This window comes from Hallella seregens ATCC 51272 (assembly GCF_000518545.1).
Taxonomy (GTDB): Bacteria; Bacteroidota; Bacteroidia; order Bacteroidales; family Bacteroidaceae; genus Prevotella; species Prevotella seregens.
Window position 1 is genome coordinate 1 of record NZ_JADU01000029.1, and the last position, 14,598, is coordinate 14,598.

Below are 14,598 nucleotides of genomic sequence, written 5' to 3' on the forward strand. Positions count from 1 at the left end.
GACCAACTGTGGATCAACAACACCGCCTCCGCTTCGCCCCTGAAAGCAAGCAACCACTCCACCATCCCCACCCCGAACGGCAAGGAGGCCACCGCCAAGTTCTGGTTTGAAGACCGCTACACCGCCTCGGACTATCCCGTGCGCTATACGGGAAACAGCAACACTGCGGGTGACAAGGTGATCATCAAGTCGGCACAGGCGCAGCAAGCGCCCAACGACGGCGCGCATATCGGCACCGACGGCGACTGCGGCACGGCAACGGCACACCGCCAGGGCGACGGCTCATACCTCTTCACGCTCGACCACAAGGCATCCTACCTCACGTTCATGCCCTGCTACAGCAGCAATCTCGACCCAGACTATCCGGGATTCGCATCAAGCGTAAAACTCACCCAAATCAAGGTCAGCGCCGACCAGCCTCTCGCCGGCACCTACAGTTTCGACGACACGGGCCTCAAGCTGTCCACCGCCACTGCTACCTCTAAAAGTATCACCATCACGCTCGCGGGCGGCGGCACCAACGGCTTTGAGATTCCCGTTGCCACAGAATACGGCAAGAACGCTGCCATCATGGTTGTCGCTCCCGGCTCGTACACCAACTTCACCGTGGAATACACCCTACACGACCAGGTGACGAACATAACCGGTACGGTGAAGAAGAACTATGGCAGCGTTGACTGTCACGTGGGAAGGAACAAGAAGATTGCCCCCGACCTTGATGTGCCCAATTACAGCGACACGAAGTGGGCGATGTGGGATGCGCACCACACCTACTGGCAGGGACACGAGAGCACACAGCCCAGAGTCAACGGTGAAACTGGCACCGGCTTTGCGACAGAGTGGGGCGACCCTCGCTGGTACAGCAACTCATCGGCCCAAGCAGTCAACCTCTGCGCCCAGTGCCCCAATATCAACGAAATGATGTGGTATATATCCAATGGAGACGCTCACTGGGATGCCACGAAGATATGGTGCGTATGGGGACACCTTTATCAGAATGGCATGTGGCTCCTCAAGAGAGCCAACATCCCCATTTTCAACTCGGAAAAATGGTGGGATGAAAAAGACTGGCGTGTCATAAATCATCCGAACTTTTATCTCGACATGTCAGATCGTATCAAAACGACGGCCATCGCCGATGCCGATCGGGACAAGTACTTCTACCTCCCCGCCTTCGACAATATGGATGAAGGTAACTGGTGGCCCGTGGGAAAATATGGAACCTACTGGGCATCCACACCCACAAACGGAACTGACAAATATGCTTACGCCTTGCTTTTTGCCAAGGATACGCTGGTCGTGCGTCCAAGAAGGCGATGGGAAGGCGATGTGTTCATAGCATTTGAATAACATACCCCCTACTTTTGGACGTGCTTTGTCATGATAGCGGCAGGTGTCGTTTGATGTCTGCCGCTGTAGGCAAATCCAATTGGTGGTGCAAAATCAAAATGGAGAAAACAGACTTTCGCTCTTGGGCGAAACGCTAAACTGGCGGAAAAACGGCCGTCGTCCCGGGGCGAAACGCTAAATCGACGAAAAAACGGCCGTCGTCCCGGGACGAAACGCTAAACCGACGAAAAAATGGCCGTCGTCCCGGGGCGAAACGCTAAACCGACGAAAAAACGGCCATCGTCCCAAGGCGAAACGCTAAACCGACGAAAAAACGGCCGTCGTCCCAGGGCGAAACATCCATGGCAATGAAAACAACACATATTCGTGGCAACCTCCCCTACGCCAATACCTGAATGTATCCAATCTTTATTAACCCTCTAAAACGAAAAACATGGAATTGAAAGAAATGAAACGTTCGCGCCTCCACAACATGGAGCACTACCAGTTTGCCGACCGCGTGCTCACGCTCTGCAAGGAGGCGAAGACGGAGAAGCTCACCGCCGTGCTCGGGCCCCTCGAGACTGCCGTGGCCGAGGAGGACAAGGCCCTGAACCAGCCGCGAACGGAGCCCAACACGCAGAAGATGCGCGAGGCCGACGAGCGGCGCGACAGGTCGTACCAAGCACTGCGCCTCGCCGTGGCCCTGCACCTGCACAGCACGGACGCGGCCGTGCTGGCCGCCGCCGAGGCCGTGAACCGCGTGATGGAGGCCTACCCCAACGTCACGGCATCGAACTACGACAAGGAGACGGGGCTCATCCGCAACCTCGTGGCCGACCTGGGAACGGACGACGTGGCACAGCACGTGACGAAGATCGACGCCGACCTGTACGTGAACCGGCTGGAGATGGACAACACGGTGTTCGACAAGCTCTTCCACGCACAGCTCAAGACGGGCGTGACGGCCGGCGCGTTCGACGTGAAGCAGCTGCGGGCCGCGACAGACCGTGCGCTGTCGGCCGTGCTGCGCCGCGTCGAGGCGCTGGACGAGCTGGAGCCCTCGGCACCCATCGCCGCGCTCATCACGCAGTACAACAACCTGGTGGACAACCGCCGCACGCTCTTGGCCCACCGCGCCGGCACGTCGCAGACGGCACGCGACCGCCGGCGTGCCGAGCACGAGGCGCATCTGCGGCCGGGTTTCGCCGCGCTGGAGCAGCAACTGGGGCTTGCGGCCGGCAGCCTGTCGTTCACGGGCAAGACGGAGGGGACGGGCGCGAAGCGGCACTACGAGCTCGCCGTGGCGGGTCAGACCACGCCCGACGGCCAGCCCAAGACCATCTGGGTGGGGCAGAACAAGAACGGCTCCCTCTTTGTGTACGAGAAAGTGGAGGCATGAACCGCACTGGATTCAAAAGACAACGACAAACAACCATAAACAACGCTGCGCCACGGTATTGCCGTTGTTATCTGTTGTTCCCCGTTGTCTTCGCCAACCCCATTAATGACGGTTGTATGAACGGGCACATACGCGTATGGGCATCGTCCATCCCCTTGTAACTATAATACGCTTAATATTGTGTTTTTTATATATCTCTTTTTGCGCGGGCTGTGTCGTGAGACACGGCCCGCGATTCTTTTAGACAGAACAACAAATAAGGATATATGGCTGCGCGTTGGAGTTTTAGACAGAACAACATATTTGAACATATGGCTGCGCGTTGGGGTTTTAGACAGAACAACATATTTGAACATATGGCTGCGCGTTGGAGTTTTAGACAGAACAACGTATTTGAACATATAGCTGCGCGAAGGAAAGGGGCTCATCGATTCCATGCGCGGCGTTCTTCTCACAGATTCCATGCGTGGTATTTTCTCACAGATTGCACAGATTTCACAGATGCTGTGCGATGATTGCGCGCATGTGAGGTTTTTGATGTAGGGGCCGGCCTCCGTGACACCCCGCACGCCAAAACCACACTAAACTCCTGTGCCATTCCACCGCGCAGCATCTGTGAAATCTGTGCAATCTGTGAGAAAATACCACGCATGGAATCGGTGTGTCCTTTTTCATCGCGCAGCTATATGTTCAAATATGTTGTTCTGTCTAAAACCTCACTGCGCAGCCATATATCCTTATGTTGTTTCTGTTTAAAAAATAATTGAAAGATTGAGGCCGTGCGGCATTTTTCTTATGAAATGTTTGCCGGTCTCGAGGAAAAGTGATACTTTTGCACCCAGAACTCGAAAAGGTTAAGAAAATGAAGTCTTACGCATCTTATCTCTACTTCTACTTTTACTTTGCAAGCAATTGTGAAGCGGGAAGTTGCGTGTAATTTCAACTTAAGACCAAGAGATTAAACCAAGAGGTTTACGCTGAGTCCCGCTTCATGTCCATGAGGCGGGACTCGGTGTTTACGGCCCTTGACCCAAGAAACAGGACACAAAAGATGAAAAGAGTAGCCATACAAGGCATTCCCGGGTCGTTTCACGACATCGCGGTCCGACAGTATTTCGAGGGCGAGCAGATACAGTTGATCTGCTGCTCCACGTTCGAGGACGTGTTTGAAAACATCAAGCGCGACCCTACGGTCATTGGCATGCTGGCCATCGAGAACACCATCGCCGGCTCGCTGCTCCATAACTACGACCTGCTGCGGGCCAGCAACACCACCATCGTTGGAGAGCACAAACTGCACATCTGCCATAGCATTTGCTGTCTGCCCGACGATGATTGGAGTACCCTCACCGAGGTGCACTCGCACCCCGTTGCCCTGATGCAGTGCCGTGGATTTCTGGCCAACCATCCCGACCTGAAGGCCGTGGAGGGGGAAGACACTGCCGGCAGTGCAGCCTACATTCAGCGGCATCGGTGTCGCGGCTGGGCCGCCATCTGTCATGCGGATGCCGCCGAAATGTACGGGTTGAAAGTGCTGGAGAACCACATCGAGGACAACAAACACAATTTTACGCGGTTCCTCGTGGTGAGCGATCCGCGCAAGGCCGACTTCCTGCGCCCGCTCAATGCCTCGCGCAAGGCCAGCCTGGTGTTCTCGTTGCCCCATTCGGAGGGCTCGCTCTCCAAGGTGCTCACCATTCTGAGCTTCTACGACATCAACCTCACCAAGATACAGTCGCTGCCCGTCATCGGGCACGAGTGGGAGTATTTGTTCTATGTGGACGTGACGTTCGACGACCTGACCCGCTACCGGCAGTCCATCGACGCCATCACCCCCCTGACCAAGGACATCAGAATCATAGGCGAATACATCGAGGCCCAAGTATAAATCCCAAGCAGAACACGCACCATGATACAACCAGCAGAAAGAGTAAACGCAATACAGGAATACTACTTCAGTCGCAAACTCAAGGAGGTGGCCCGGCTCAATGCCGAGGGCCTGGACATCATTTCGCTGGCCATTGGGTCGCCCGACATGCCGCCCTCGCCGCAGACGGTGGACAAGTTGTGCGCCGTGGCCCACGACCCGAAGGCCCACGGCTACCAGCCCACCGCGGGGCTGCCCGAGCTGCGCCGGGCCATGGCCGGATTCTATCGGCGTGTGTACGGAGTGGAGGTGGACTGGGCCACGGAGCTGCAGCCCATCATCGGCTCGAAAGAGGGCATCATGTATGCCACGCTGGCTTTCTGCAATCCCGGAGACGAGGTGCTCATTCCAGACCCCGGCTATCCCACTTACACGGCCATCAACAAGATATTCGGTACCCGAATCGTGAACTATGACCTGCGTGAGGACAACGGCTGGCAGCCCGACTTCGACCGGCTGGAACAGATGGACCTGAGCCGCGTCAAGGTGATGTGGACCAACTACCCCAACATGCCCACCGGGGGCAATGCCCGCCGCGAGACGCTGGAGCGGCTGGTGCAGTTTGCCCGCGACCACGACATCGTGGTGGTGAACGACAATCCCTATTCGCTCATCCTGAACCGTCGCCCGCAGAGCATCATGCAGGTGCCCGGGGCCAAGGACTGCTGCATCGAGTTCAACTCGATGTCGAAGAGCCACAACATGCCCGGCTGGCGCGTGGCCATGATGGTAAGCAATGCGGAGTATATCTCGTGGATGTTCAAGATACAGAGCAACATCGAGAACGGAATGTTCCGGGGCATTCAGCTGGCGGCCGCCGAGGCTCTCAATGCCAACGATGAGGCGTGGCATCTGGCCAACAACATTGAGAACTATGCCCGCCGGCGTGCCATCGCCGAGCAAATCATGACGGCCCTGGACTGCACTTTCGACCCCACGCAGGTGGGCATGTTCCTCTGGGGGCGCATCCCCGACGCTTGCCGTGATGTGGAAGAACTCACCGAGCGCGTGCTTCACGAGGCCCGCGTCTTCATCACGCCGGGATTCATTTTCGGGCGGAACGGAGCGCGCTACATCCGCATCTCGCTCTGTGCCAAAGACGAGAAGATGCAGGAGGCCTTGGCCCGCATTCAGCGTCTCGCACCATGGCCCAAGCGACCCGACACCCCCAATAACAGTATATAAAGTATAAAAACGACAGTCCCGGCCCCTCTGCGGGAGAGACTTTATCAAATCAAGATGATATGGAACTCGAACTGGAACCATTGAATTTGCCAAGTGACAACGAACGCCCCATCGTCATTGCAGGTCCCTGCAGTGCCGAGACCGAGGAGCAAGTGATGACCACCGCCCGCCAGCTGAAGGAAAAAGGCTGCCACATGTTCCGTGCCGGCGTGTGGAAGCCCCGCACCAAGCCGGGAGGATTCGAGGGCAACGGCGAGGCCGCCTTGCCTTGGATGAAGCAGGTGAAGGAAGAAACCGGCATGCTCACGGCCACCGAAGTGGCCAAGCCCGAGCACGTGGAGCTCTGCCTGAAGTATGGCATCGACATCCTTTGGGTGGGCGCACGTACGTCGGCCAACCCCTTTGCCATGCAGGACCTGGCCGACTCGCTCAAGGGAGTGGACATTCCCGTCTTTGTGAAAAACCCTGTGAACCCTGACCTGGAGTTGTGGATAGGAGCCTTGGAGCGCATCAATCAGGCGGGTGTCAAGCGGCTGGGAGCCATCCATCGCGGCTTCTCCAGCTTCGACAAGAAGATATACCGCAACCTGCCCATGTGGCAGATTCCCATGGAATTGCACCGCCGCATCCCCGCGTTGCCCCTCATCTGCGACCCCAGCCACATTGGCGGCCGTCGCGAGCTCATAGCCCCGCTCTGCCAGCAGGCCATGGACATGGGCTTCGACGGACTGATTGTCGAGAGCCACTGCACGCCCGATGCCGCCTGGAGCGACGCCCGCCAGCAGGTGACTCCCGACGTGCTCGACTACGTGCTCAGCCTGCTTGTAGTGCGCGACGAGGTGTCGACCACCGAGGGCATACGTCTGCTGCGCGGACAGATTGACGAGTTCGACAACCAGCTGCTCGACCTGCTGGCCAAGCGCATGCGGGTTTGCCGCGAAATCGGTCAGTACAAGAAAGAGCACAACATGACCGTGTTCCAAGCCAACCGCTACAGTGAAATTCTTGAGAAACGCGGGGCACAGGCCAGCCTGCTCGGCATCGAGCCGGAGTGTGCGGCCCATATCTTCGAGCTGATTCACGAGGAAAGCGTGCGCCAGCAAATCGAAATCGTCAACCGGTAACCCCTGCACGCCACATGAAAATACTGATTATGGGAGCCGGAAAAATGGGCTCTTTCTTCATCGACATGCTGAGTTTCGAGCACGAGGTGGCCGTCTATGAGAAAGATGCCCGGCGGCTCCGCTTCACCTATAACTGCCAACGCTTCACCGAGCTCGGCGAAATCGAGCCCTTTCAGCCCCAGCTGGTCATCAATGCCGTGACGGTGAAGTACACGCTTGCTGCCTTCAAGGAGGTGCTGCCTGTGCTGCCCGCCGACTGCATCCTCTCGGACATCGCATCGGTGAAAACCAATCTTCGGGAGTTTTACGAGCAGTCGGGGCATCCCTATGTGTCCACGCACCCGATGTTCGGACCCACTTTTGCCAATCTGAACCAGCTCTCCGAGGAGAACGCCATCATCATCAAGGAGGGCGACTATATGGGGCGCATCTTTTTCAAAGACCTGTATCAGAAGCTGGGGCTCAACATCTACGAATACACGTTCGAGGAGCACGACAGGATCGTGGCCTACTCGTTGAGCATTCCGTTTGTGTCTACCTTTGTCTTCGCCGCCGTCATGAAGCATCAGGATGCGCCGGGCACCACGTTCAAACGGCACATGCGCATTGCCAAGGGTGTGCTGTCCGAGGACGACTATCTGCTGCAGGAGGTGCTCTTCAATCCCTATACCCATGACCAGGTGTCGCAGATTCGCGACGAGCTGAAGCAGCTGCTCGAGGTCATCGACACCAAGGACGGCGAGGGGATGAAAGCCTATCTTGAGAAGATTCGCCGCAATGTGTCCAGATAAAAAGCCGATATTAATTTTTCCAAAAACTCATCATAGTGTTCTTTTTTCACCTGATTATTCTGTAACTTTGCAGCAAATTAGGTGCGGGCAAACGGCGTGCGTATAGCTTTTGACACGGTTTGCCGATACCAAAGAACGATGAAAACAGCATGTTTGAGAACTTAACAGACCGTCTGGAACGCTCTTTCAAGATTCTGAAAGGAGAGGGAAAGATCACAGAAATCAATGTTGCCGAAACCCTGAAAGACGTGCGCCGGGCCTTGCTTGATGCGGACGTCAACTTCAAAGTGGCCAAGACTTTCACCGACACGGTGAAGCAGAAGGCACTGGGCATGAACGTGCTCACGGCCGTGAAGCCGGGTCAGCTCATGGTGAAGATTGTGCACGACGAGCTGGTGAAGCTGATGGGCGGCGAGGCGGCAGAGCTGAATCTTACGGGCCGGCCGGCCGTTGTCCTGATGTCGGGACTGCAAGGATCGGGTAAGACCACGTTCAGCGGCAAGCTCGCCAACATGCTGAAGAGCAAGCAAAACAAGAAGCCCCTGCTCGTGGCTTGCGACGTTTACCGTCCCGCAGCCATCGAGCAGCTCAAGGTTGTTGCCGCCCAGCTCGACGTGCCGGTCTATTCAGAGGACGGCAACAAACAGGTAAACGAGATTGCGCTTCATGCCATTCAGGAAGCCAAGGCCAAGGGCAACGACGTGGTCATCATCGATACGGCCGGCCGACTGGCCGTGGACGAGGAGATGATGAACGAGATAGCCTCGCTCAAGGAGACCGTGCATCCCGACGAAACCCTGTTCGTGGTCGACTCGATGACCGGCCAGGATGCCGTGAACACGGCCAAGGAGTTCAACGACCGCCTCGATTTCGACGGTGTCATCCTGACCAAACTCGACGGCGATACCCGTGGCGGTGCGGCCCTTTCCATCCGCACGGTGGTGACGAAACCCATCAAGTTCATCGGCACCGGCGAGAAGATGGATGCCATCGACGTGTTCCACCCCGACCGTATGGCTGACCGTATTCTCGGCATGGGCGACGTGGTGTCGCTCGTGGAGCGTGCGCAGGAGCAGTTCGACGAGGAAGAAGCTAAGCGCTTGCAGAAGAAAATCCAGAAGAACAAGTTCGATTTCAACGACTTCCTGGGCCAGATAGAGCAAATCAAGAAGATGGGCAATCTGAAAGATTTGGCCTCGATGATTCCCGGTGTGGGCAAGGCTATCAAGGATGTCGACATAGACGACAACGCGTTCAAAGGCATCGAAGCCATCATCCGCAGCATGACGCCGAAAGAGCGAGTCAACCCCGAGATACTGAATCAGAGCCGCCGTCTGCGCATTGCCAAGGGATCGGGCACGAGTATTCAGGAGGTGAACCGGCTCATCAAGCAGTTCGACCAGACCCGCAAGATGATGAAGATGGTCACCGGCAACCAGATGAAGTCGATGATGGCACGCATGAAAGATATGAAAGGCATGCCCGGAATGCCCGGGAGCATGCCCGGCATGTAACCGCGGACAACGCCCGCCAACCCACACAAACCATGTACACACTGATAGACGGAAAGGCTACGGCAACAGCTATCAAGCAGCAGATTGCCGACGAAGTGAAGCAGCTGACGGCCCGTGGCGGCAAGCAGCCCCATCTGGCTGCCGTGCTGGTGGGCCACGACGGCGGCTCGGAAACCTATGTGAAGAACAAGGTCATTGCCTGCGAGCAGTGCGGCTTCAAGTCTACGCTGATACGTTTCGAGGCCGACGTCACCGAGGAGGAGCTCCTCGCCTGTGTGGATCGGCTCAACCGTGATGCCGATGTGGACGGATTCATTGTGCAGTTGCCACTGCCCGCGCACATCGACGAGCAGAAGATTATCATGGCCGTCGACTACCGCAAGGACGTGGACGGGTTCCACCCCATCAACGTGGGCCGCATGGCCATTGGCCTTCCTTGTTTCATTTCGGCCACGCCGTTGGGCATCCTCACCCTGTTGCAGCACTACCGAATACCCACTTCGGGCAAGAAGTGCGTGGTGCTGGGGCGCAGCAATATTGTGGGCAAACCCATGGCCCAGCTCATGATGCAGAAGCAGTATGGCGATGCCACGGTCACCGTGTGCCACTCTCATTCGGCCCACCTCAAGGAGGAATGCCGCGAGGCCGACATCATCATTGCTGCCATCGGACGCCCTGATTTCGTCACCGCCGACATGGTGAAAGAGGGTGCCGTGGTCATCGACGTGGGCACCACACGCGTGCCGGACGCCACCCGCAAGAGCGGATTCCGCCTCAATGGCGACGTGAAGTTTGGCGAGGTGGCCCCCAAGTGCGCTTTCATCACGCCCGTGCCGGGCGGCGTGGGCCCCATGACCATCTGCTCGCTGATGAAGAACACGCTCGCCGCGGGCAAGCACGAATACTACAAGTAAGCACCACAACCCACCTCCCGGCGACCTGAATGCCGCGCGGGGCAGGGCAAAAGATATTTCGTAATAACTTGATTTTTTATAACTCTCTAATTTTGGGAGGCAGGTCGCAGTGATTGCAACCTGCCTTTTTTTATCCCCGTTGTGGACTTTTGCCGTAGGAATGTTCTGCCTTTACGCTGTTTTTGCGTATATTTGCAAGCACAAACCGACTTGAACCAACATCATGAAGAAATCTTTATTGCTGCTGGCCGCCGCGGCTTTGGCGGCGCAGACGCGCGCCCAGCAGCCCGTTCCGGCTTATCAAATCATAGGCAGGGACACCACTTGTCAAATCTTTGTCTACTCGCCCGGAGAGAAAGACGGCCTGCATCTGGCCTATCTCGCCGACAACGACCACTGGCAGGACGTGGGCCAGCTCTGCGCTTCTGACTATGCGGAGTGGGGTTCCGAGAAGCGCATGCACCATCCCTACGTGGTGCATGCCAGCGATGGCACATGGCGGTTGCTCTTTGGGGTGAACGACTATTCGCCCTGCTTCGCAGCCGCCTACAGCGAGGACTTGGTGACATGGCGGCCGCAGGACTATCCGCGCGTGGCCGAGAAAGGGGTGGCGGAGCCCGTGATGTTCCAGATGGACGACGGCACCTTCGACATCTATTTCAAGGCCAAGGACGGCACCCGCCACTACGTACAGGCCAGCGAAGACTTCCGCAAGTTCACGGAACAGCCCGGCCCGAGCACCATTGAGGACATGGCTTGGATGCGCGACACGGCCACCGTGGGCGGCCGTGTGCAGCAAGGCAACCAGTTCGACGTGCCCAAACTGCACCTTGACTACATACGCCAGTATTTTGCGGCGGTCGACCGTGACAACGCGCTGAGCCGCGAAACCATGCGCGACGACGCCCGCCGCTTTGCCCGCATTGGCAACAACGTGGAGGCCACGCTCACCGTGAAGCCTGCCCAGACCAAGCGCATCAGCGACAAGCTGCTGGGTGTTTTCTTCGAGGACATCAGCTATGCGGCCGACGGCGGACTCTATGCCGAACTGGTGCAGAACCGCGATTTCGAGTATTCCCCGGCCGACCGCCGCGGCTGGACGGCCGCCACGGCGTGGCAGTCGAACCGCGAGATACGGATTGCCACCGACGTGCCGCTGAGCCCTGCCAATCCCCACTATGCCGTGCTGGCCGCCCGCGACACCTTATATAATATAGGGTGGGACAGCATCACCGCCGCACCGCAGTCGGCGTTCGACTTCTCGGTCTACGTGCGCAACGAGTCGGGCCTCCGCAACCAGCTGCTCGTGGCCCTCGTTGCAGCCGACGGCACCGCCGTGGCCAAGGGCAAGCTCAAGATAGAGGGGCAGGGATGGAACCGATACACGCTACCCCTTGTGGTCGACAGGAAAGCCGTGAAAGGCCGCGTGCGCCTGGCCCTCACCCCGCTGAAAGAGGGGCAGCTGGCTGTCGACATGGTGAGCCTGTTCCCCCACGAAACCTTCCGCGGCCACGGTCTGCGCAAGGATCTGGCCGAGGCCATTGCCGCCCTGCACCCCAAGTTTGTGCGTTTCCCCGGCGGTTGTATGAGCCATGGCCAAGGCATTGACAACATTTACTATTGGAACCAGACCGTGGGCCCGTGGCAAGACCGCACGCCGGCCCCCAACATTTGGAACTATCACCAGACGCGCGGCCTGGGCTTCTACGAGTATTTCCAGTTCTGCGAAGACATCGGGGCCGAGCCGCTGCCCGTGCTGGCCGCCGGCGTGCCCTGCCAGAACTCGCGCTGCAATGCCGACGGCTACGGCGGCCAGCAGGGCGGTATCCCCATGGACCAGATGCCAGCCTACTGCCAGGAGCTGCTCAACCTCATCGAGTGGGCCAACGGCGACCCCGCCACCTCCAGCTGGGCGCGGTTGCGTGCCGAGGCCGGCCATCCCGCCCCGTTCAACCTGAAGTATATCGGTATAGGCAACGAAGACATCATTTCCACGGCCTTCGAGGAGCGCTGCGAGATGATATGCAGGGCCATCAAGGAGCGTTACCCCCACATCAAGGTGTGCGGCACGGTGGGCCCGTTCCACGATCCCTCGCCCGACTATGTGGAGGGATGGAAGTTTGCCAAGGCCCATCCCCAGCTGTTCGACATGGTAGACGAGCATTATTATGAGTCGACGGGCTGGTTCATGCACCACCAGGACTACTACGACCACTACGACCGAACGGGTCCCCAGGTGTATCTGGGCGAGTGGGCGTCGAGGAGTACCACTCACGAGAGCGCCCTCGTGGAGGCCATGCACCTGTGCGCCCTCGAGCGCAACGGCGACGTTGTGGCCATGTCGAGCTATGCGCCACTGCTGTGCAAGGAAGGCCACGCCAACTGGAACCCCGACATGATCTACTTCAACAACGACACCATCACCGCCCTCACGCCCAGCTACGAGACGCAGCGGCTCTGGGGCACCTACTGCGGCGACGAGTATGTGGCCTCCGAACTGGCCATCGCCCCCGAGCTGCGTTACCGCGTAGCAGCCAGCGTAGTGCGCAACACTGCCACGGGTAAGACCTATCTGAAGCTCGTCAACGCCCTGCCGTCGCAGCTCACGCTCACCGTCGACGGCCTGTCGATACCTGCCGGAGTCCCTGTCGAAGGCTTCCACGGACAGGTGACCGACCGCCGTGTGCGCGTGGAACGGACTGCCGCCGAGGGACCCCGCCTCGTGCTTCCCCCGTATGCCGTGCGCGTGATCGAGCTCTGATGCTGTACGCATTCCGAGGCCGCAATCCGGCGATTAAGCCGGATTGCGGCCTTTTTCAGCCCTAAATGGGCGTTTTGGTTAAAAAGATTGAAAATGCGTCATGACTTATATCAATAAATGTGTAAATTGTCGCATTAATGCGAAAAACATTTGGAGGTATCAAGTTTTTTTTATTATTTTGCATCCCGAAAAGTTGACAAGATAACAAATCAACAGTTAAATATTAAAACAAGAGAGTATGAAAAAGTTATTTACTTTGCTGGCAGCTGCATCGATGGCTGCTTCCTTGTCTGCTCAGACGGTAACAGAGAGCAAGACATTCGACAATGTTTACGTAGGCATCAACGGTGGTGTAGCTACCAAGACCACGGGCCACGCTTGGCTGAAGGACCTCAATCCCAACGCCGGCATCCGTGTGGGCCGCTACTTCACGCCGGTTTTCGGCTTGGCTGTTGAGAGCAACGCTTATTTCTCCAACAAGCCTTGGACTTCTGTCGGCACCACCGTGCGTGCCATCAACACCAGCCTGCTGGGCACCGTGAACCTGAGCAATTGGTTCGGCGGCTACAAGGGCGAGCCCCGTGCATTCGAGGTGAGCGCCGTGTATGGCTTGGGTTGGGGTCACGTGTTCGGTAACAGCAACAAGTATATCGGCAGCGACTTCAAGCAGAACGACCAGCTGAAGAACGCCCTCGCCGGCAAGCAGAACATCGTGAAGACCAACAGCCTGACCTCCAAGGCCGGTCTGGACTTCGCTTTCAACCTCGGCGAGAAGAAGGCTTGGCAGGTATATGTGGAGCCCGCTGTGATTTGGGGCCTCAACGGTCTCGGCTACGAGGGCGCACAGTACAACATCAACAAGTCGTTCGTTCAGCTGAACGCCGGTGTTGTCTACAAGTTCAAGAACTCCAACGGAACGCACAACTTCACCATCGCCCAGCTCCGCGACCAGAGCGAGATCGATGCGCTGAACTCCACCATCAACGACCTGCGCAACGAGTTGGCCAAGAAGCCGAAAGAGGTCGTGAAGACCGTGGTGAAGGAAGCACCGGCTCCTCAGCAGGTGAAGGTTGAGAATCTCGTGTTCGTTACTTTTGCTCAAGGCAAGTCTGTACTCACCAAAGAGGCCAAGAAAGCCCTCGATGCTGTTGCCGCCGGCAAGCACGTTCAGATCGTAGGTACCGCTTCTCCCGAGGGTTCCAAGGAGGTTAACGACCGTCTGTCTCAGGCTCGTGCCGACGTGGTGGCCAACTACCTCAAGACCAAGGGCGTGAATGTGGACGAGGCTACAGGTAAGGGTGTGCAGGGCACTACCTCCAACCGTCTGGCCGTAGTTTACGTGAAGTAACCCTCACAACGACATTATTTCGAGTCCCGCTGCCCGTCAGGTGCAGCGGGATTTTTTGTAGCCGCCCGCCGCGCGCTTCTTCCCGGAGCCGCGACTGGTGGCTTTCGGCGGTGCGATGACAGTGCAAACGCGTCGTGATTACGGCGTAACGGCGGTGCGATTACGGCGTAACGGCGATGCGTTGACGGCGCAATGGCGGCGCGATTTTGGGGCCGTCGCGCTTTAAATTTCAATTTGTCGCCATTTCGCGGCTTTGTCTTACAGGTTTGTTCAATATCTCATTTTTCGGCCGATAATCCGTTG

At 57.6% G+C, this 14,598-nt stretch carries 10 protein-coding genes; all 10 read left to right on the top strand.

Features of this window, described 5'->3' with window-relative positions; genetic code table 11:
- Positions 1 to 1,350: hypothetical protein (locus L888_RS13540; RefSeq protein ID WP_052323296.1), on the top strand; the 1,350-nt coding region annotated here is incomplete at its 5' end.
- Between the two features lie 433 nt (positions 1,351 to 1,783).
- A complete protein-coding gene (locus tag L888_RS0109325; RefSeq protein ID WP_027952691.1) occupies positions 1,784 to 2,731 on the top strand; it encodes a DUF6261 family protein in 948 nt (315 codons plus the stop codon).
- Between the two features lie 1,051 nt (positions 2,732 to 3,782).
- Positions 3,783 to 4,619, top strand: a complete 837-nt coding sequence (locus L888_RS0109330) for a prephenate dehydratase (protein ID WP_015298466.1) — start codon at positions 3,783 to 3,785, stop codon at positions 4,617 to 4,619.
- Between the two features lie 21 nt (positions 4,620 to 4,640).
- Positions 4,641 to 5,843: a pyridoxal phosphate-dependent aminotransferase gene (locus L888_RS0109335; RefSeq protein WP_027952692.1), complete on the top strand. Its 1,203-nt coding sequence runs from the start codon at positions 4,641 to 4,643 to the stop codon at positions 5,841 to 5,843.
- A 59-nt stretch (positions 5,844 to 5,902) separates the two neighbouring features.
- The gene (locus tag L888_RS0109340; RefSeq protein ID WP_027952693.1) at positions 5,903 to 6,967 is read left to right on the top strand and encodes a bifunctional 3-deoxy-7-phosphoheptulonate synthase/chorismate mutase type II; all 1,065 of its coding nucleotides are present in this window, start codon (positions 5,903 to 5,905) and stop codon (positions 6,965 to 6,967) included.
- A gap of 14 nt (positions 6,968 to 6,981) precedes the next feature.
- Positions 6,982 to 7,758, top strand: coding sequence for a prephenate dehydrogenase (locus L888_RS0109345; RefSeq protein WP_027952694.1), 777 nt, complete (start codon positions 6,982 to 6,984; stop codon positions 7,756 to 7,758).
- A 149-nt stretch (positions 7,759 to 7,907) separates the two neighbouring features.
- Positions 7,908 to 9,272: a signal recognition particle protein gene (gene ffh / locus L888_RS0109350; RefSeq protein ID WP_005844391.1), complete on the top strand. Its 1,365-nt coding sequence runs from the start codon at positions 7,908 to 7,910 to the stop codon at positions 9,270 to 9,272.
- A gap of 32 nt (positions 9,273 to 9,304) precedes the next feature.
- Positions 9,305 to 10,186 (top strand): bifunctional methylenetetrahydrofolate dehydrogenase/methenyltetrahydrofolate cyclohydrolase FolD, encoded by an 882-nt coding sequence (gene folD / locus L888_RS0109355; protein ID WP_005844389.1) that lies wholly within the window; start codon positions 9,305 to 9,307, stop codon positions 10,184 to 10,186.
- Between the two features lie 223 nt (positions 10,187 to 10,409).
- Positions 10,410 to 12,947 carry an alpha-L-arabinofuranosidase C-terminal domain-containing protein gene (locus L888_RS0109360; protein WP_027952695.1) on the top strand — a complete coding sequence of 846 codons (2,538 nt, stop codon included), beginning with the start codon at positions 10,410 to 10,412 and terminating at the stop codon, positions 12,945 to 12,947.
- 238 nt (positions 12,948 to 13,185) lie between these two features.
- Entirely contained in the window at positions 13,186 to 14,295 is a 1,110-nt protein-coding gene (locus tag L888_RS0109365) for an OmpA family protein (protein ID WP_027952696.1), read from the top strand.
- Positions 14,296 to 14,598 lie beyond the last annotated feature (303 nt).